15 protein-coding genes are annotated in these 19,569 nt (G+C 68.1%); 4 read left to right on the forward strand and 11 right to left on the reverse strand.

Annotated elements, in window-relative coordinates; all coding sequences use genetic code 11:
* Window positions 1-9 precede the first annotated feature (9 nt).
* Genes ASC55_RS02830 through ASC55_RS02845 form a run of 4 tightly spaced genes read right to left on the reverse strand, consistent with a single transcriptional unit; the run spans window position 10 to window position 5,128 of the window.
* Window positions 10-477 carry a hypothetical protein gene (locus ASC55_RS02830; protein WP_055868438.1) on the reverse strand — a complete coding sequence of 156 codons (468 nt, stop codon included), beginning with the start codon at window positions 475-477 and terminating at the stop codon, window positions 10-12.
* On the reverse strand, window positions 474-2,807 hold the full coding sequence (ligA, locus tag ASC55_RS02835; protein WP_055872578.1) for an NAD-dependent DNA ligase LigA: 2,334 nt from the start codon (window positions 2,805-2,807) through the stop codon (window positions 474-476). Before ligA ends, ASC55_RS02830 begins: the two co-directional genes overlap by 4 nt.
* A 38-nt stretch (window positions 2,808-2,845) precedes the next feature.
* Window positions 2,846-3,943, reverse strand: a complete 1,098-nt coding sequence (mnmA, locus tag ASC55_RS02840) for a tRNA 2-thiouridine(34) synthase MnmA (RefSeq protein WP_082524208.1) — start codon at window positions 3,941-3,943, stop codon at window positions 2,846-2,848.
* A gap of 9 nt (window positions 3,944-3,952) precedes the next feature.
* Window positions 3,953-5,128 (reverse strand): cysteine desulfurase family protein, encoded by a 1,176-nt coding sequence (locus ASC55_RS02845; protein ID WP_055872580.1) that lies wholly within the window; start codon window positions 5,126-5,128, stop codon window positions 3,953-3,955.
* A gap of 100 nt (window positions 5,129-5,228) precedes the next feature.
* Between ASC55_RS02845 and glgX the strand changes: the two genes are divergently transcribed.
* The 3 genes from glgX to glgB all read left to right on the forward strand — a co-directional run bounded on the left by glgX (window position 5,229) and on the right by glgB (window position 11,640).
* Window positions 5,229-7,301 carry a glycogen debranching protein GlgX gene (glgX, locus tag ASC55_RS02850; RefSeq protein WP_055868453.1) on the forward strand — a complete coding sequence of 691 codons (2,073 nt, stop codon included), beginning with the start codon at window positions 5,229-5,231 and terminating at the stop codon, window positions 7,299-7,301.
* A 65-nt stretch (window positions 7,302-7,366) separates the two neighbouring features.
* Window positions 7,367-9,439, forward strand: coding sequence for an alpha-1,4-glucan--maltose-1-phosphate maltosyltransferase (locus ASC55_RS02855; protein WP_235563074.1), 2,073 nt, complete (start codon window positions 7,367-7,369; stop codon window positions 9,437-9,439).
* The gene (gene glgB / locus ASC55_RS02860) at window positions 9,436-11,640 is read left to right on the forward strand and encodes a 1,4-alpha-glucan branching protein GlgB (RefSeq protein WP_055872581.1); all 2,205 of its coding nucleotides are present in this window, start codon (window positions 9,436-9,438) and stop codon (window positions 11,638-11,640) included. Before ASC55_RS02855 ends, glgB begins: the two co-directional genes overlap by 4 nt.
* Window positions 11,641-11,670: 30 nt before the next feature.
* Here the strand turns inward: glgB and ASC55_RS02865 are convergent, their stop codons facing one another.
* Both ASC55_RS02865 and ASC55_RS02870 read right to left on the reverse strand, forming a co-directional pair.
* A complete protein-coding gene (locus tag ASC55_RS02865) occupies window positions 11,671-12,594 on the reverse strand; it encodes a tetratricopeptide repeat protein (protein WP_055872582.1) in 924 nt (307 codons plus the stop codon).
* Window positions 12,591-14,576 (reverse strand): hypothetical protein, encoded by a 1,986-nt coding sequence (locus ASC55_RS02870; protein ID WP_055868468.1) that lies wholly within the window; start codon window positions 14,574-14,576, stop codon window positions 12,591-12,593. The genes ASC55_RS02865 and ASC55_RS02870 overlap by 4 nt, the downstream gene beginning before the upstream one ends.
* Window positions 14,577-14,756: 180 nt before the next feature.
* On the opposite strand from ASC55_RS02870, the gene ASC55_RS02875 reads away from it, so the two are divergent.
* Window positions 14,757-15,818: an AI-2E family transporter gene (locus tag ASC55_RS02875; RefSeq protein WP_055868471.1), complete on the forward strand. Its 1,062-nt coding sequence runs from the start codon at window positions 14,757-14,759 to the stop codon at window positions 15,816-15,818.
* Window positions 15,819-16,086: 268 nt separating this feature from the next.
* On the opposite strand, the gene ASC55_RS02880 is transcribed toward ASC55_RS02875, so the two are convergent.
* From ASC55_RS02880 to ASC55_RS02895, 5 genes are all read right to left on the reverse strand, one after another.
* Window positions 16,087-16,809, reverse strand: coding sequence for an alpha/beta hydrolase (locus ASC55_RS02880; RefSeq protein WP_055872584.1), 723 nt, complete (start codon window positions 16,807-16,809; stop codon window positions 16,087-16,089).
* Window positions 16,806-17,093 (reverse strand): hypothetical protein, encoded by a 288-nt coding sequence (locus tag ASC55_RS17685; protein ID WP_081603926.1) that lies wholly within the window; start codon window positions 17,091-17,093, stop codon window positions 16,806-16,808. Before ASC55_RS17685 ends, ASC55_RS02880 begins: the two co-directional genes overlap by 4 nt.
* A gap of 9 nt (window positions 17,094-17,102) precedes the next feature.
* A complete protein-coding gene (locus tag ASC55_RS02885) occupies window positions 17,103-17,777 on the reverse strand; it encodes a transglycosylase SLT domain-containing protein (protein ID WP_235562512.1) in 675 nt (224 codons plus the stop codon).
* 66 nt (window positions 17,778-17,843) lie between these two features.
* Entirely contained in the window at window positions 17,844-18,422 is a 579-nt protein-coding gene (locus tag ASC55_RS02890) for a DivIVA domain-containing protein (RefSeq protein WP_055868485.1), read from the reverse strand.
* Entirely contained in the window at window positions 18,422-19,567 is a 1,146-nt protein-coding gene (locus tag ASC55_RS02895) for a phosphatidate cytidylyltransferase (protein ID WP_055868488.1), read from the reverse strand. The genes ASC55_RS02890 and ASC55_RS02895 overlap by 1 nt, the downstream gene beginning before the upstream one ends.
* Window positions 19,568-19,569 lie beyond the last annotated feature (2 nt).

The raw sequence follows: 19,569 nt of genomic DNA on the forward strand, positions 1-19,569 counted from the left end.
CGGGACGAGCTAGCCCGTTCCGCGCGCGAGTCGTGCCGCCACGTCGATCAGCGGCTCCGGGTGTGCGAGAAGCGCGCGCTGCTCCGGGTGCGCGATGAGATGGGCGATCAGTCGCTGCGCGCCGGCGACCGTGGGCGCCCAATAGCCGCCGACATGGTGCCGGCTCAGCGGGAGAGTGCGCGGCTCGCCGTCGACGGTCAGAGTCACCGCACCGTCGTCGGGATCGACCCCGGGGTCGGTCAGCATCGCCGCGGTCAGCGCTCCGAGCAGCAGGGTGCTGACCAGACCCGGCAGGCGGAACCTGGTCGTGGGGACGTCGATCGCGATCTCCTCGATGTCGGCCCATCGCACGATGCCACGGTTCTCGACGCCCTCGCGGATGATCACGGCGTCAGGGGTCAGTCGCAGGTGATGCCGACCGGGGTCTCCGACAGCCAGCGCCTCACGGACCACGATCAGCGGTCCGTAGCGCTTCACGACTCTTCGGCCACGGGCGGGAGCGCGTCAGGCCCTTCGGTGACCAGGATGTGGAACTGCGCCGCGTCGAGAATGCGCAGACCGAGCTCCTCCGCCTTCGCGAGCTTCGACCCCGCGCCGGGTCCGGCAGCGACGAAGTGGGTCTTCTTCGAGACGCTGGAGGCCGCCTTTCCGCCCGCTTTGAGGATGGCTTCCTGCGCACCCTCTCGCGTATATCCGTCGAGCGAGCCGGTCGCCACCACCGTCAGACCTTCGAGGACGCCGCCCTCGGCGACAGCCGCACCAGGGCCGGGGTGGCCGGGCGTCGCCCACTGCACACCCGCATCCGTCCACTGCTGCACGATCTCCTGGTGCCAGTCGACGTCGAACCAGGCGAGCAGCGAATCGGCGATGATCCCGCCCACGCCCTCCACTGCGGCCAGCTCATCACGCGAGGCCGCGCGGATCGCGTCGAGGGAACCGAACCACTGGGCAAGCGCCCTGGCGGCGACAGGGCCGACGTGACGGATGTTCAGTGACACGAGCAGTCGCCACAGATCCTTGGTCTTCGCCTTCTCCAGCTCAGCGAGCAGAGTGAGCGCCTGGGATGAGGGCTGGGGACCCTCGAGACCGGCCTTCTTCTCGGTCGGTGTGGGGTTTCGTCTGAACGGTGCTCGGGTCTTCACGATCCCGTCCTCGTCCTCCTTGGGGAGCCCCGTCTCGGCGTCGCGCACGAAGAGCTCGATGGGAACGAGCTGCTCGAGGGTGAGCGCGAAAAGACCCGCCTCGGTTTCGAGCGGCGGCACCGAGGGAGACGTGGGCTGCGTCAGCGCGGCAGCGGTGACCTCGCCCAGCGCTTCGACGTCGAGGGCGCCACGGGAGCCGATGTGCTCGACGCGGCCGCGCACCTGTGCCGGGCACGACCTCGCATTCGGGCACCGCAGATCGATATCGCCCTCCTTCATCGCCCGCAGCGGTGTGCCGCACTCCGGGCAGTCGACAGGCATCACGAACTCCCGCTCGCTGCCGTCGCGCTTCTCGACCACCGGTCCGAGGACCTCGGGGATGACGTCGCCGGCCTTGCGCAGCACGACGGTGTCGCCGATCAGCACCCCCTTCGCCTTGACGACGTCTTTGTTGTGCAGAGTCGCCTGGCGGACGACGGAACCGGCGACGTGAGCGGGGGCCATGACCGCGAACGGGGTCGCACGACCGGTGCGACCGACCGACACGACGATGTCGAGCAGCTTCGTCTGCACCTCTTCCGGCGGGTACTTGTAGGCGATCGCCCAGCGCGGCGCGCGGCTCGTCGCACCGAGTTCATCGTGCAGCTCGAGTTCGTCGACCTTGACCACGATCCCATCGAGCTCGTGCTCGATGTCGTGCCGGTGCTCGCCGAAGTACTCCACGAACGATACGACGTCGTCGACGGTGCGACACACCTTCGTGTGCGGGCTCGTGGGCAGCCCCCACTGTGCGAGCAGATCGTACACCTCGCTCTGCGCCGCCACGGGAGGGTTCGCCCATGCGCCGACGCCGTGCACGTAGAGGGCGAGCGACTCGATCCGCAGCAGGCCTGCTTCGAGTTCGAGACCGTTCTTCTTGTCGATCTGCTGGCGGAGACCTCCGCTGGCCGCGTTGCGCGGATTCGCGAAGGCGGGGAATCGTCGGGCGGCCGCGGTCCTCGCCTTCTCCTCATCGAAGGGCTTCTTCACTCCCCCACGCGACTCCCACCGCTCGAGAGCATCGGCATATGCGCGCTCGCGGAAGGACGCCTGCGCCGCATTGAGCCGTTCGAACGCAGCCACGGGGATGAAGACCTCGCCGCGCACCTCGACGATCGAGGGGTGGCCCTCCCCGCTCAGCCGGTACGGGATCTCCGGAAGACGCAGAGCGTTCTCGGTGACGATCTCTCCCACACGCCCATCGCCTCTGGTGGCTGCAGAGGTGAGAACACCGTTCTCGTAGCGGAGGTTGATCGCCAGTCCGTCGATCTTCAGCTCGGTGAGCCAGGCGACCTCGCGCCCTGCCGAGGCCTTCGTCTTCGCCGCCCACTCCCTCAGCTCTTCGATGGAGAAGACGTTGTCGAGGCTGAGCATCCGCTCCGCGTGCTCGATGGTTGCGAGCCCTGTCGCCTCGGCGGCTCCGACCATCTGCGTCGGCGAGTCCTGTCCCTGCAGTTCGGGATGCAGACGTTCGAGCTCTTCGAGCCGGTGCATCCATCCGTCATACGTGAAGTCGTCGACCAATGAGGTGTCACGGCCGTAGTAGGCCTCTTTCGCATCGAGGATGCGAGTGGTCAGCTCCTCGGCTTCGGTTCGGGCGTCTTCCAGCGAGATGTTCTCCGGCACCCCGTCAGTCTACGAGCGGGCACCGACACCCGAAGCGTCTACGCGCCGACGGGAACGGCCGAGACCGTGGTGTCGATCGTGAACTGCCCGAGCACTCGGGTTCCGATGTACAGCACGGCGGTCTGCCCTGGTGCGACACCGTCGAGCGGCAGCTCCGGGGTGACGCGTACCCCTTCGTCGGAGATCGCGGCGTGCGCGGCGACCGGCTCGGCATGGGCGCGGATCTGCACGTGGCACTCGAAGGATGCCTCGGTGGGTGCGGCGCCGGCCCAGCTGAACCGCTCCCCGGCGATCTCGGCGATCGCGAGGGCTTCTTTCGGACCGACCACGACGGTGTTCGAGACCGGGCGCACCTCGAGGACGAACCGTGGCTTGCCATCCGCTGCCGGGACTCCGAGCTTGAGGCCGCGGCGCTGTCCCACTGTGAAGGCGTGGGCCCCTTCGTGCGAGCCCACGACCTCTCCGCTGCGATCGACGATCTCGCCCGTCGCCGTGCCGACCTTCTCGGCGAGCCAGCCTCGGGTGTCTCCATCGGGGATGAAGCAGATGTCGTGGCTGTCCGGCTTCTGCGCGACGCTCAGACCCCGTGCCTCGGCTTCCGCGCGGACGATCGCCTTCGACGGCGTCGTGCCGAGGGGGAAGTAGGTGTGCGCGAGCTGCTCGGCGGTCAGCACTCCCAGCACGTAGGACTGGTCCTTGGCGTTGTCGGACGCGCGGTGCAGCTCGAGTCCCCGATCGCCGTCGATCAGCGTCGCATAGTGCCCGGTGCACACCGCGTCGAAACCCAGCTCGATCGCGCGCTCCAGGAGCGCGGCGAACTTGATCTTCTCGTTGCACCGCATGCACGGATTGGGGGTGCGGCCGGCCTGGTATTCGGAGATGAAGTCCTGGATCACGTCGTCGCGGAAACGCTCCGAGAAGTCCCACACGTAGAACGGGATGCCGAGCACGTCAGCGGCACGACGGGCGTCCAGCGCATCCTCGATGGTGCAGCACCCACGACTGCCCGTGCGCAAGGTTCCTCCGGCCCGGGAGAGTGCCAGATGCACTCCGACCACGTCGTGCCCCGCCTCCACGGCTCGGGCGGCCGCGACGGCGGAGTCGACTCCACCGCTCATCGCCGCAAGGATCCGCATGACACCAGTCTACGAGCGTGCGGCTGTGCCGGCGCCGGATGCGCGCGTGTATGCCTCCGCGATCACGCCGAGCACCGCGTCGACGTCGGCGTCCGTCGAGGTGCGCCCGAGGGAGAAACGCAGGACGCTCCTGGCGTCTCGCTCGCTGCGTCCCATCGCGATGACGACATGCGAGGGTTCGGCGACTCCCGCCTGACACGCGGAACCCGTCGAAGCGGCCACCCCGGCGACATCGAGGAGGAACAGGAGGCTCTCCCCCACAGCCCCGGGGAACAGCAGGTGCGCGTTGCCGGGGAGACGCCCGATGGGATCTCCGAGGAGCTCGGCGGCAGGCACAGCCGCACGGATCCCGCTGACGAGACGGTCGCGCAGCAGGCGCAGTCGGGCCGCCTCGTCCTCGCGTTCGTTCTCGGCGAGCTCGAGGGCGGCGGCGAACGCGGCGGCTCCGGCTATGTCCTGCGTACCCGCGCGGAGACCGCGCTGCTGCGCGCCGCCACGAAGCAGCGCGGTGACGCGGGCGGAGCGGGCGGTGACGAGCGCTCCGACGCCGACAGGGGCGCCGATCTTGTGCCCGGCGAGACTCATCGCGACGAGTCCGACGCCGCTTGCGGCCTCGCCGCGCAGGGAGCGGAACGACAGCGGCACGTGTCCGAGCGCGGCGACGGCATCGAGATGGAGGGGGACGTGCGACACCGCTGCGGCCGCAGCGAGGGCACGGGCATCGTTGATCGTCCCGGCCTCGTTGTTGGCAGCGAGGGCGGTCGCGAGCGCGGCACCGGGTAACAGGGCGGCGAACTCCTCCGGATCGATCCGCGCCTCGGGGGTGACGAGCACCCGTCGCAGCTCGGCCCCTTCATCCACGAGCGCCGCGACCGTGTCCATCGTCGCGTGATGCTCGCCGTCGGGCAGCACGATGACCGATGATCCCGGAGGGCGGGCGTGCCAGAGTCCCTGCAGCGCGAGGTTGATGGACTCGGTGCCACCCGAGGTAAACACGATCTCGATCGGGTCGGCGTCGACCACCGCGGCGACACGCTCCCGCGACTCCTCCAGCAGACGACGGGCGTCCTGCCCGGGACCGTGCGTCGAGGAGGCGTTGCCGACCGTCTCCGACGCGGCCAGCCAGGCATCTCGCGCCTCGGGGCGCAGGGGCGTGGTCGCCGCGTGGTCGAGATAGTGCCGCATCCTTCGATTCTCTCGCGAAACCGCAGTGAGAGGGCGCTCCCCCCTGGAACCGGGTACGCCCTGGCGCGAGACTGCGGCACATCACGCCTAGTGTGTACTCATGCCCGCGTCCCGAGACCTCGCCATGCCCGGCGGATCTGCCCTCGACAACCTCGGCGTTCGTCTGCACGACGGCGTCGGAACACTCCGTGTCTGGTCGCAGAACGCCTCATCGATCGAACTGGTCGTCTTCGACGCCACCGACCTCGACTGGGCGACCGACGAAGTGCCTCTCGAACGCCTTGCCGGAGGTATCTGGGAGGTCACCACCGAGCTCCTCCAGCCGGGAGTCCGTTACGCGATCCGCGTCGGCGGACCGCACGGCCCGGGGAACACCTTCAACCCGGAGACGCTGCTGCTGGACCCGTACGCCCGTGGCCTCGCACAGGGCGACGGTTACGAGGAGTGGCGCTCGGTCGTCATCGTCGACGGGTTCGACTGGGGCGACTCGCACAAGCCCCGTGTCCCGCTGGATCGCACGGTCATCTACGAAGGCCACCTCAAGGGACTCACCAAGCGCCACCCCGATGTTCCGCCTGCTCTGCACGGCACCTACGCCGGTCTCGCACACCCCGCGATGATCGAGCACTTCCGCTCCCTGGGGATCACATCGATCGAACTGCTCCCGGTACATGCCTTCGTACCGGAGCCTCGCCTCCTCGAGCGCGGCCTCACCAACTACTGGGGCTACAACACGCTCAACTTCTTCACGCCGCACACCGCGTACGCGACCGAAGAGGCCCGCAAGGAGGGACCCGAAGCGGTCCTCGCCGAGTTCAAGGGCATGGTGCGGCTCCTGCATGAGGCCGGCCTCGAAGTGATCCTCGACGTCGTCTACAACCACACCTCCGAAGAGGGAATCGGCGGACCTCGATCGAGCCTGCGCGGCATCGACAACGCCACCTACTACCGCCAGGACGAGTCCGGCGTCTACATCGACACCACCGGATGCGGCAACACCCTCAACACGGCCACCGACGCCGGGGCCAGGCTCGTGCTGGACTCCCTGCGCTACTGGGCGCAGGAGATGCAGATCGACGGGTTCCGCTTCGACCTCGCCACGGCCATCGCCCGCGACGGCGCCCACACCTACACGCCGGAGCATCCGCTCCTCACCGCCATCGCCTCCGACCCGATCCTCGCCGACACGAAGCTCATCGCCGAGCCGTGGGACGTCGGCCTCGGCGGCTGGCAGACGGGCAACTTCCCGGCGGGGTGGCACGAGTGGAACGACCGCTACAGGGACAGGGTGCGCAACTTCTGGCTGAGCGACATCGACTACGCGCGTCGTGCCTCGGCCCCGGTCGGCATCGGTGGGTTCGCCACGCGTCTGGCCGGATCCTCGAACACCTTCAGCGAGGATCGTGGTCCGCTCGCCAGCGTGAACTTCGTCACCGCCCACGACGGCTTCACCCTCCACGACCTCGTCTCCTACGACGTCAAGCACAACGAGGCGAACGGCGAGCAGAACCGCGACGGCGCCGATATGAACCGTGCGTTCAACCATGGCATCGAAGGGCCGACCGACGACCCGACGATCCTCGCCGCGCGCCGCAAGGCCATGCGCAACCTGCTCGGTACGCTCCTCCTCTCGGCGGGCATCCCCATGCTCACCGCCGGCGACGAGGTCGGACGCACCCAGCGCGGCAATAACAACGCCTATGCGCAGGACTCGGCGCTGACCTGGCTCGGCTGGGAGTTCGAGCCCTGGCAGGAGGATCTGCGCGCCCATGTCTCCCGGCTGATCCGCCTGCGTCAGGAGAATCCTGCGCTGCGCCCCAGCCGCTACGCGCGACTCGGCGAACACATCCCCAACGCCTCGGTGATGGACTGGTACGACCAGAACGGCGAGACGATGGAGCAGGGCAAGTGGGCCGACCCCGGGAACCGGACGCTGCAGTACGTCGCTGCCTCCACACCCGACACCGAGGCCTACAACCGCATCCTGCTCATCGTGCACGGCACCGAATCACCGATCGACGTGCGTCTCCCCGAAGAGATCGAAGGCGCGACTCGTTTCGTGTCGCTGTGGTCGAGCGCCCACGAGCGCCCGTCCGACGAGCAAGAGGTCTTCGCGCCGGGTGATGTGCTGCCCGTCTCCGGAACCTCGATGAGGCTGTTCCGCGTCGAATGACCCCTGCTCCCGACGCACCACGCGGCGCGCTACCCGCGACCACGTCGGCGCGGTACATTCGGGAGGTGGCTGCACGTGCTGGTACTCGGTCCTCGGCTCTTCGGAGCCCCGCTCAGATCCCGGCGCGCGCCCTGGGTGAAGCGGATGCCCCCGGTGCGCTGCGGACGACCCGCATCCCTCTGCTCGATCCTTCTCCCGCTGTTCCGGGCGGATTCGCGCCGAAGGCCTTCGTCGGGGAGGTCGTGCCGTTCAGCGTGATCGCGTTCCGTGAGGGGCACGACATGATCGGCGTGCACCTCCGGCTCACCTCGCCATCCGGCGAAGAGAGCCTGCACCGGCTCTCCCCCCGCGACGACGGTACGGACACCTGGACCACAGAGATCGCCCTCGACGAGCAGGGGGCGTGGCTCTTCCGGTTCGAGGCGTTCTCTGACGACTTCGCGACCTGGGCCCATGCGGCCGAGCTGAAGGTCGCGGCCGGCGTCGATGTACCGGTGATGGCCGCGCTCGGCGCCGATCTGCTCACCCGTGCCGCCGCGGAGAAGGACCGCCCCGCGGCCCAGCGAAAGCGGCTGCTCGCCGAGGCCGCCTCGCTGCGCGACGGCGACGCCGCGACCACCATCGCCGTGTCGACGGACGCCGGACTCGCTCAGGTCTTCCGGGACCGCCCCGTCAGGACTCTGCGCTCCGCCGGACGCACGCAGAGCCTGAACGCCGACCGGCGCGCGGCCGGTGTCGGCGCCTGGTACGAGTTCTTCCCCCGATCCGAAGGTGCGAAGCGCCTGAAGGACGGCACCGTGAAGAGCGGCACCTTCCGCACGGCCACGAGACGGTTGCCCGAGGTCGCAGCCATGGGATTCGATGTCGTGTACCTGGTGCCGATCCATCCGATCGGGAGCACCAACCGCAAGGGACGCAACAACACGCTCACCACCGAGCCCGGCGATCCGGGCTCGCCCTACGCGATCGGCGCCGCAGACGGTGGTCACGACGCCATCCACCCCGAGTTGGGCACAGCCCAGGACTTCCGCGCCTTCGTGCGCGCGGCGCGGAAAGAGGGACTCGAGATCGCTCTCGATCTCGCCCTCCAGGCCTCCCCCGACCACCCCTGGGTGAGGGAGCACCCGGAGTGGTTCACGACTCTCCCTGACGGGACGATCGCGTACGCCGAGAACCCGCCGAAGAAGTACCAGGACATCTACCCGCTGAACTTCGACAACGATCCCGCCGGCATCTATGCCGAGATGCTGCGGGTCGTGCAGCACTGGGTCGCGCAGGGCGTGAAGATCTTCCGCGTGGACAACCCGCACACCAAGCCGTTGCAGTTCTGGGAGTGGCTCATCGCGGAGGTGAATGCGGTCGACCCCGACGTGATCTTCCTCGCTGAGGCGTTCACCCGGCCGGCAGTCATGCGCGCGCTCGCCGCCGTGGGCTTCCAGCAGAGCTACAGCTACTTCACCTGGCGCAACACCAAGGCCGAGCTCGAGGAGTTCCTCACCTCGGTGTCCCAGGAGACCTCCGACTACATGCGTCCGAACCTCTTCGTGAACACGCATGACATCCTCACCGAGTACCTGCAGTTCGGAGGCCGGGCCGCCTATCGCATCCGCGCCTGCATCGCCGCGACGGCAGGCCCCGTGTACGGCGTGTACGCCGGATACGAGCTGTTCGAGAACGTCGCAAGGCCCGGATCCGAAGAGAACATCGACAACGAGAAGTACGAATACAAGTTCCGCGACTGGGCGGGGGCGGAAGCCCGCGGTGAGTCCCTCGCTCCCCTGCTGCGGCGACTGAACGAGATCCGCGCCGCGCACCCCGCGTTGCAGCAGCTGCGCAACTTCCGCACGCACTGGAGCGACGACGACGCCGTCCTCGTCTACAGCAAGCACCTGGCGGCGCCGTTCACCGGCACCGGACGTGCGGACACGATCATCGTCGTCGCCAATGTCGACCCGCACTCGGTGCGTGAGACGACCGTGCACCTCGACACGACGCAGTGGGGCGTCCCGCTGGGCGAGCCCTTCGAGGTGGACGATCTCCTCACGGGTGCGGTCTGGACCTGGAGCGACCACAACTACGTGCGGCTCGACGCCTTCGCCGAGCCGGTGCACATCCTGAAGGTGAGGGACCGATCATGAGCTACACGGAAGACGTCGCCGCATCCACCGAATGGGAGGCGATCTCCTCAGCCACCCACCATGACCCGCATTCCGTGCTCGGCGCGCACGCGCACAAGGACGCCGCGGATCGCACCGTCACGGCTATCCGCGTGCGACGGCCTCTCGCCTCCGAGGTCGCCGCCGTCTTCGGGGACGGCAGCCGACTGGAGCTCGCCCACGTCGCGCACGGCATCTGGGAGGGGCAGCACAGCGGCCCTCCGCTCCCCTATCGGATCGCGACCCGATACTCGGACCACGACGAGACGTTGTCCGGGGACCCGTACCGCCATGGGCCGACCCTCGGCGACCTCGACCTGCACCTCATCGCCGAAGGACGTCACGAACGTCTCTGGGAGGCGCTGGGGGCGCATGTGCGCACGTCCGACGGGGAGATCGGCGTCTCGTTCTCCGTCTGGGCCCCGAACGCCACTGCCGTGCGCGTGGTGGGTGACCACAACGACTGGAACGGCGAGGCCCACGCGATGCGCTCGATGGGCGTCAGCGGCGTCTGGGAGATCTTCATCCCGGGACTCCCGGTCGGCACCAGGTACAAGTACCAGATCCGCACCCGCGACGGCGCGTGGATCCTCAAGGCCGACCCGATGGCGCTGGCCGCTGAAGTGCCGCCCGCCACGGCATCGCTCGTCGCGACCTCCGCTCACACCTGGTCCGACGGGGCATGGATGACGCGAAGGGCGGCCACCCACGCCGTCGCCCAGCCGCTGTCGATCTACGAGATCCACGTCGGCTCGTGGCGCGAAGGGCTCGGCTATCGCGAGATCGCGGATCCTCTGATCCAGCACGTGACCGATGCGGGCTTCACGCACGTCGAGTTCATGCCGCTGGCGGAGCATCCGTTCGGCGGATCGTGGGGATATCAGGTCAGCGGATACTACGCACCCACGAGTCGCTTCGGCAGCCCGGATGACCTGCGCTACCTGATCGACCGGCTGCACCAGGCGGGTATCGGCGTGATCATGGACTGGGTCCCCGGCCACTTCCCCAAGGACGCCTTCGCCCTCGCGCGCTTCGACGGCCAGCCGCTCTACGAGCACCCGGATCCTCGCCGCGGAGAGCACCAGGACTGGGGAACGCTCGTCTTCGACTACGGCCGCCCCGAAGTCCGGGGGTTCTTGGTCGCCAACGCCCTGTACTGGCTCAAGGAGTTCCACGTCGACGGTCTCCGCGTCGATGCCGTCGCCTCGATGCTGTACCTCGACTACTCCCGCGAGCCCGGCGAATGGGAGCCGAACATCCACGGCGGACGCGAGAACCTCGAGGCGATCCGCTTCCTGCAGGAGGTCAACGCCACCGCGTACCGGCTGCACCCCGGAATCCTCATGATCGCCGAAGAGTCCACCAGCTTCCCCGGAGTCACCGCGCCGACCGATCACGCCGGTCTGGGCTTCGGCTTCAAGTGGAACATGGGCTGGATGAACGACTCGCTGCAGTACATCTCGCGGGACCCGATGTACCGGGGCCACCACGAGGGCGAGATGACATTTTCCTTCGTGTATGCGTTCGGCGAGAACTATCTGCTCCCGATCAGTCATGATGAGGTCGTCCACGGCAAGGGCAGCCTGCTCGCGAAGATGCCCGGGGACCATTGGCACAAGCTGGCGAACGTGCGCGCGTATCTGGCCTACATGTGGGGGCATCCGGGCAAGAAGCTGCTCTTCATGGGGCAGGAGTTCGGCCAGCTCGCCGAATGGTCGGAGGGACGGCAGCTGGACTGGTGGCTCCTCGATCAGCCCTCCCATGCCCAGCTGCAGGATTTCGTCGGCGTGATGAACCACACGTACCGGGCTCAGGCTCCCCTGTGGGAGCGGGACAACGACGCGTCGTCGTTCAGCCGTCTCGGCGCGCCGAGCTGGGACCCGACGGTGATCGCCTTCGAACGACGTGACGCCCACGGCGGGCGTCTGGTCGTCATCAGCAACTTCGCCGGAGTGGAGCGCACTGGGTACCAGCTCGCGCTTCCGCGGGAGGGCGTGTGGCAGGAGGTGCTCAACACGGATGCCGCCGACTACGGCGGACGCGGATCGGGCAACCTCGGACTGGTCTACGCTAAGCCGTCAGACGGCGCCGCACCGGTGGCCACTCTGACGCTGCCCGCGCTGTCGACACTCTGGCTGCGTCACCAGTCCGACGCCCACGTGCCGACCGTGAGCCACGGCTGATCGCGCGTCGGCGCCTGCCGCGCTGCTGTTCTAGAACAGCAGCGACGAGAGACGGTTGCGCGCCGACACCACACGCGGATCCTCCGCGCCGATGAGCCCGAAGAGCTCCACCAGACGCTCCCGCACGGGTGCGCGCTGGTCGGACGGGAGCTGCGCGAACAGGTCGAGCAGACGACCGAAAGCGTCATCGACGTGCCCGCCGGCGAGGTCGAGGTCAGCCACGTCGAACTGCGCCTGGACATCGAGAGGGGCTTCGGCGGCCGCGGCCCGTGCCGACTGAAGGTCGAGCCCCTGCACGCGGTCGAGAAGACGCACCTGTCCGAGACCAGCGAGCGCATCCTCGTCGCGAGGGTTCTCCGCGAGGGCCTTCTCGTACGCCTTGATGGCGGCCGCGTAGTCACCGACTTCGATTGCTGCAAAGGCCTCTGCGTGCAGCGGAGGAAGCTCCGGCTCCGCAGCAGGCGCGGGTTCCGCGCCCGCCTCTGCGACCGAGAGTGTTCCGGTCACACCGTTCTGCGCCGCCACCTGAAGCAACTGTGCGAACACGTCGCGCACCTGCTGCTCCGGGACGGCACCGGTGAACATCGGCACCGGCTGACCCGCGATGAGGGCCACGACCATCGGGATGGACTGCGCACGGAAGCTCTGCGCGAGCTGCGGGTTCGCATCCACATCGACCTTGGCGAGCAGGACGCGCCCGCCGAGCTCGCGCGTCACCTTCTCGATGATCGGACTCAGCTGCTTGCAGGGACCGCACCACTCCGCCCACAGGTCGACGACCACGGGAACGGTACGCGAGAGCTCGAGAATCTGTCCGAAGGTCTCATCGGTGGCGTCCACGACGAGATCCACGACCCCAGGAGCCGGCGCGCCCTCGGCAGGCGGTGTCGGTCGGTTGCGCAGGCTCGACAGGTCGACGGCGCCGCGGAGTGCGGCGGGAGAGATCTCACTCATTTGATCACCTTCACGGACAGGAGGTCCTGGTGTGCTGCCAGGAGGCGGATCTGCTCCGTCGATCCCTTGGCGGGGACCGAGAAGAACAGCTGGAACTCGTAAGTCGTCTCGACGCCCTTCGCGGACTCGGTCGCGTCGGTGAGCGCCTTGGCCTGGGCGTTGTCGCCGAAACGGATCGACACGTCTTCTCCCGTCGGCGTCACGGTCTCGGTGTCGGTGAGGGTGACCGCGACGATCGCACCGCTGTCGAGAGTCGTCATCGAGATGGGCGCGTCCGTCGTCGAGGCCATGTCGAACGCGGCCTTCGACGTGTCGGCAGCGCCCTTGTCCGCGAGCGCCTGGATCACGGCCTGACGGCTGTCGGTGATCGACTTCGCGTAGCTGAGCGCCAGATCGTCGAACGTGTCGTACGACTCGCTCTGCTCTCCCTGATCCACCACGTCGGCGAAGGTCGCGGCGAGGTCGGCGGGCGCGATGGTGAGGAATGCGGAGTCGGATGGGACGAGAGACGTGCCGAGCCACGCGGCGGCGACCTCGGGGAAGACCGCGTCAGCCGACATCTCGGCGATGTTCGAGACCTTGTAGTTCGACCAGGGGTCTGCCTGCGTCATCGTCAACACGACGGGAGGCACGGTGTCATCGCCGGTCTTCGACAGCATGAGCACGGTGCGCGGCCACTGGTCGGTCGACTCCGGGAGCACCACCTCGACGTCATCGGTCGGGATCGCTGCGGGAGGCGCCGTGTCCGGGAGCTTCGTCCGCAGGGCATACTCGGTGGTCCGTGCAGCGAGTGCCGGTCCTTCGAAGCGTGTGGAGAGAAGGTCGAGGTCGAGCGCCGCGTCGGCTTCGCTGACAGTGCCGGCGAGCGACTTCAGGATGCGCTTGGCCTGCGCCTCCGTGACAGCGGGCGGCTTCTGGTTCTCCGGCGCGATCACCGTCGGGCTGGGTGACGGGGTGGGCGATGCCTCCCCCAGCTGCGGCCAGGAATCGGACGAGCACCCGGCGGCGAGAATGGCCGTGAGCCCCAGAACCGGGAGTGCCAGCATGCGTCGTCGCCGGGGGGCCGGCGCCACGCGCATGGAGGTCTTGGCGTCGGGATTCTTGTTCTCGTCCACGATCTCCGCTTCTTCGACGTCTCCGTCTGCCGGTGCGGCGGTCTCGGGCGGAGACGCGCTGACGGCAGATCCGGACTCCTCGATCGCCGCACGCTCCGACGGAGGAAGCACGGCGATGTCGATCGGCTCGGTCGCGGGCAGCGGGCCGGGTCCCTTGCGTCGGGGTCCGCGTCCGCGGCGCTGGTGGCGGATCGCGAGCACGTACAGGATGAGGCCGAGCAACAGCACGATGCCGCCGGCGACCATGAGGGGTCCGGCCCACGGTGTCGAGTTGTCGAGCGGCCAGGAAACCACGATGTCGTCCGGCGCATCAGCGGTGCCGTCATAGGCGATCAGCAGGCTCGTGCCCTCGGGCAGCTGCATGTTGTCGGCGACGAGACGGTTGTCTTCGTCGAACGAGTCGAGCCAGAGGTCGGATCCCCGCGGATCGCGCCCTGCGGAACCGGCATCGCCCTCCGCCGGAGCGTCGGTCGCGCCGTCGACAGGGGCTTCGGTCGCGCCGTCATCCGGAGCGTCGGTCGCGCCGTCTTCGCTCGCCTCGGTCTCCGCTTCGACATGCTCGACGGCCAGATCGCCGCTCTTCTTCAGGGTGACCTGGTTGTAGTCGGAGTCGGCGAGCCAGGCCTTCATGTCGGCGGTCCGACCGTAGCTCCCGAAGATCTCGCCCTGTCCGCGAACGATCAGGGTCTGCGCGCCGGGATTCGCGCGGAGGACATCGCCGTCGATGAGCACGAACGGCGCCGGTTCGCTGATCTCGACCTGGGTCTTCTGAGTGTCAGGTCCCATGAAGATGGTGCGCTGGGCTATCCCCGCACCGATCAGCACCGCAGCCAGCACGAAGGCCACCACGGCCCATACGAAACGCACGAATAGTCTCCTCACGCATCACCGGCACCTGCCTGCGACGCAACACTCGACATTTCAGACTAGCGAAATCAGCTGTGTGTTGCCCACGAGCAGGTGCAGTGCCCGCTGGATCGGCACGTCGTCGGTGCCGGGGCCGGACGGCTGGATAATCTTGCTGCAGCCGTCACGAGGAGTCTGCACATGAAGATCCACAATCCCTTCCGCACCGCCCTGGTGGCGACGCTCGGCGTGGGGTTGGGCATCCTGCTGATCAACAGCGTGGAGAATCTGTCCACCGTGCTGCTGTACCTCGGCACGGCGCTGTTCCTGAGTCTGGGCCTCGATCCCCTCGTATCGTTCCTCGAGCGTCGACGGCTTCCGCGCTGGGCGGCTGTCCTCGTGACGATCCTGGCGGTACTCGGTGTCTTCGCGGGGATCGTGCTCATCGTGCTGCCGGTGCTCGTGGATCAGATCTCCCAGTTGGTCGCCCAGATCTCGGCGATCGTGCAGCGAGGAAACCTGATCCCTGACCTCAAGGAATGGATCCAGGACGCCTTCCCGAACTTGCTCGTCGATGACGTGTTCACCTACATCACCAACTGGCTGACGAGCAATCTCGCGGAGATCGGCGGATCCATCGGCCAGGGTGTGCTCGTCGCCAGTGGCGCCGTGCTCGGTGGCCTGTTCGGCGCGTTCATCGTGCTCATCCTGACGATCTACCTGACGGCCTCGACGCCCTCCCTCAAGCGAGCCGTCTACCAGCTCGCCCCGGCGTCCAAGCGCGACCGCTTCATCGATCTGTCCGAGCAGATCACCGACTCCGTGGGCTACTACGTCATGGGCCAGGTCTCGCAGGGCGTCCTCAACGGTGTGCTGAGTGCGGTCTATCTCTCCATCATCGATGCACCGTTCCCGGCCGTCCTCGCCGTGATCGCGTTCTTCTTCTCGCTCATCCCCCTCGTCGGAACCTTGACGGGTTCGACGATCATCGTGCTCGTCTGCTTGATCCCCGGGCTCGGATCGCCGGCGACGGCCATCGCCGCCGCGATCTACTACCTGATCTACATGCAGATCGAGGCCTACATCATCTCCCCACGCATCATGAGCCGTGCCGTCTCGGTGCCGGGAGCCGTCGTCGTCGTCGCCGCCCTCGCCGGAGGAAGCCTCCTGGGGCTGCTGGGCGCGCTCATCGCGATCCCCGTGGCGGCGAGCATCCTGATCATCTACCGCCAGGTGCTCATCCCCCGGATGAACGAGCTCTGATCCGAGGCAGTGGGCGCTTCGTCGTCGAACTGAGCGGCCATCGTCAGCTGCGTGTAGTCCGTGAGCCACAGCCCACCAGCTCCCGCGTCGACGGTACTCACCGCTTCACGCAAGGTCGGAGCGCCAGCGTGATCGTCTGCCACCGCTACGGCCTCATCAGCATCGTCCGGGCCGGGGTAGGCGACGAACAGGGAGCGCCCGCGCATCACGGGAGCACACTAGCCGAGCGCGGTCTCAGCGCGCCGATAGATCCCACCGTCGGAGACGCCTACTCGGCGACCGGCCACTGCGTCGCGAGAGGCAGGGCTGAGGGATTCACCGCCGCCACGATCTCCGTGAGCACTCGCCGCGTCTGCGTCTCGCCCACCCAGAGGTGCTTCCCGCCATCCACCGCGATCAGGGTGGCGTGCGGAATCGCTGCGAATCGTTCCCGAGCCTCGGCCGGGCGCAGGTAGTCGTCCAGCTCCGGCACCAGGACGATCACGGGCAGTCCGGTCGCCGCCCAGGCGGCGACCTCCTCCGGCGTCGCGCGGTGGAGGGGCGGCGAGAGGAGGATGATCCCCTCGATGTCGTGGTCCCGGCCGTACTTCAGTGCGAGTTCGGTACCGAAGGACCACCCCAGAAGCCAGGGACGCGGAAGCGTGCGATCACGGACGAAGTCCATGGCCGCCGCGACGTCGTTCCGCTCGGCAGCCCCGCCGTCGAAGGCGCCATCGCTCGTGCCTCGGGGCGATGTGGTCCCCCGTGTGTTGAAACGCAGGACGGCGAGGTCCGCGAGCGCGGGGAGGCGAGCGGCGGCCTTGCGGATGATGTGCGAGTCCATGAAGCCACCGGCCGTCGGCAGCGGGTGCAGCGTCACGAGGGTCGCCGTCGGCGGTACGTGCTCCGGCACGGAGAGCTCTCCGACCAGCGTCAGACCGTCAGCGGTCTTCAGCTCGATGTCTTCGCGTCGCGCCGGCAGCTCCAGCGGTCCTCGGATCTCGATGCTCATGCAAGTCTCCAACAGTGTGTGTGCCAATGCCGGCGTGCGGCGAGGTCGGCCGCGTCACCGAGCACTCCGTCTGCGCGCCATGTGACCAGATGTGCCGTACCGGCCTCGATCCCCCGCCCGCATCCGGGGCAGAGGTACTCCTTCTGCGCCTGCGCCGCGGACACGGGCTGCACGGTCCACTCACCACCGCGCCGGGTCTCCGTGCGCTTCCAGCCGGCGAGAAGACGATCGAAGGAGTCTTCGGGCTCAGGGCGCGCCGAAGGGCGTCTGCGGGAGCGGGGCATCGTGCCTGCTCACCACCAGTGGTTGTTGATCCAGAAGTTGTAGGCCCCCGACCAGCTGCCGTAGCGTCCGGTGGCGTAGCCGGTCGCCCAACGAAGGTTGTCGACCGGGTCATACCCGTTGCCTGGCACCTTGCTGCAGGGAAGCGCCTGCACGAGACCGCAGGCGCCCGACGACTTGTTCGTCGCGTTCGGGTTCCAACCGCTCTCCCGCGAGACGATGTAGTCGACATACTGCCGGTCGCTCTCCGCGATACCGGCTGCCGCCATCCACTCCGCAGGGGCTCCGCCGCCGGTGTAGGGCGGAAGGGAGCCACCCGACGAACCACCGGACGAGCCCCCTCGTGGCGCAGCCGCGACGGTGGGTTCCGGAGCGGGCTTCGGCTTGACGTACACCTCGAAACTGCCGCGCACGACGGGCGCGATCGCGGCGCCCTCGACCGTGACGGTCAAGTTCTGCGTGTCGGCGAGTGCGAGTGAATACGCCGAATCCGGCGACTCCTGGGGTGCGGGTGCGGCAAGTGCCACTCCGGTCGGTGCGACCAACGCGCCGGCGAAACCGACGACCGCGAGGGCACTGACGACGCTGACGACGCCTCGGCTGCGGGACCGGCGTCGAGCACCCGCGCGCGCGGCGCCACCCTTCGCCGCGGGCACAGGCGAGAGGTCGCTTCTTTCGAGATTCATGTCGTTTCGGGAGTTCACGATGAGGGACAGTCTACGCAACAGAGCCTGGATCGACCATCAGGAACCTCAGCGAACAGCCAGAATCACGTCGATCGTCGCGTCGAGGAGCGCGTCGACCTGCTCTTCGCGATACCCGCCGCGCTGCATGCGGAACGCCGCCGAGCGCAACTGCTCGGCCGTCAACGGATCGCCGTCGCGGAGGTACCGCACGATGCGCGTCGATACATGGTCGACCTCGTCGAGACGGTAGCCGAAGGTGAGCACTCCGGTCCGAGCGAAGCGGTGTCGGCGCGGGCGGGCGAGATGGTCGAGGATGACCTGCGCATCTGCTCTGGCCTGTTCGACCCAGGCGCCCGCTCCCTGCGTGCGCACCACGCGATCGCGCTCGCGCGCCGCGAAGGCATCCTCGACCCGGCCCAGTGCCGCGTCGACGTCGGCGACCACGTAACCGCCCTTCACGAGGGGGAACGACGCGGTGCGGACATCCTCAGCGGTGAGCTCATCACCGCCCGTCTCGAACGCGCGGCGAGCCGACGAGAGGAAGGTGTCCACGGCCGCACGGTGATACCCGCGCACGCGTCCGGAAGTGACCGCGAACGCAGGCGGTGCCTGTGTCGTCTGCACGTCGAGCTCGTCATCGTTCATCACAGAACCACCCAAGGAGAGAAGAGAAAGTACAGGCAGAGCGCGGGAATCGTCGAGGGCAGGATGCTGTCGAGACGGTCGAGCAGCCCGCCGTGCCCCGGCAGCCAGGAGCTCATGTCCTTGATGCCGAGGTCGCGCTTGAGCATCGACTCGCCGAGATCTCCGAGCGTCGCGGACAAGAGGATAGACGCGCCGAAGATCAGTCCGCACCACCACGGCAGCTCCAGGAGGAAGAGCGCCAGCACCACACCCACCGCGAGTGAGGCGACGACGGCACCGCCGAAGCCCTCCCAGGTCTTCTTCGGGCTGATCTTCGGTGCCATGGGGTGACGTCCGAACGCCAGGCCCGCAGCATAGGCGCCCGTATCGGCGGCGACGGCGATCGCGATGAACCCGAGCACCCACCACTGTCCACCCTCCTGCTTGAGGAGGATGAGCGCGATGCCTGCGAGGAAGGGCACGTACACCTGGACGAAGCCGCTGATCACCGCGTCGGCGAGCACGTCGCCGTAGGTACGGCCGTCCCTCTCGACCATCTGTGCGATGAGGCGCCAGACGATGACGAAAGCCACCGAGACGAAGAGCATGACCCAGCACAGCCAGGGCTCGGCGAAGTAGGCGGACAGCACGAGGAAGGCGGCTGCGATCAGCTGCGGCACCACGTCGACCCGCCGGCCGGAGCTCCGCAGTGCTCTGGAGAGCTCGTAGACGCCCAGCAGTGCGGCCGCGAGGGCGAACGGCACGAACAGCACCTTCAGGAACAGCAGCGATCCGAGCAGCGCAGCACCGAACGCGAGACCGATCAGGATCGCGAGGATCAGATCCCGCCCCGTGCGCTCTTTGATGCGTTCGTTCGCCTGGTCGAGCTGGTCGCGCGCGTGGGAGACATGGGTGCCCAGCTCATCCCGCGCCGCACGCCATTGCTCGCGGATCGCATTGTGATCCGCCGTGTCCAATGGGGAGGCGTGACCCGCTGCCGAACCATCCGGAGACACCGGCAGCGGGGGGCGCGGAGGAACGGCGGCGGCGTCGAAGGACGGGAATGCCTCGTCCCCGAGCGGGACGCTGTCGGACGGCAGGCCGTCGTGCGCGTCGTGACGCGTGAACGGCTTGTCGTCCTCGGCATCTCGCGTTTCGTCAGACATCC

The organism is Microbacterium sp. Root322 (assembly GCF_001425645.1).
Lineage (GTDB): Bacteria > Actinomycetota > Actinomycetes > Actinomycetales > Microbacteriaceae > Microbacterium > Microbacterium maritypicum.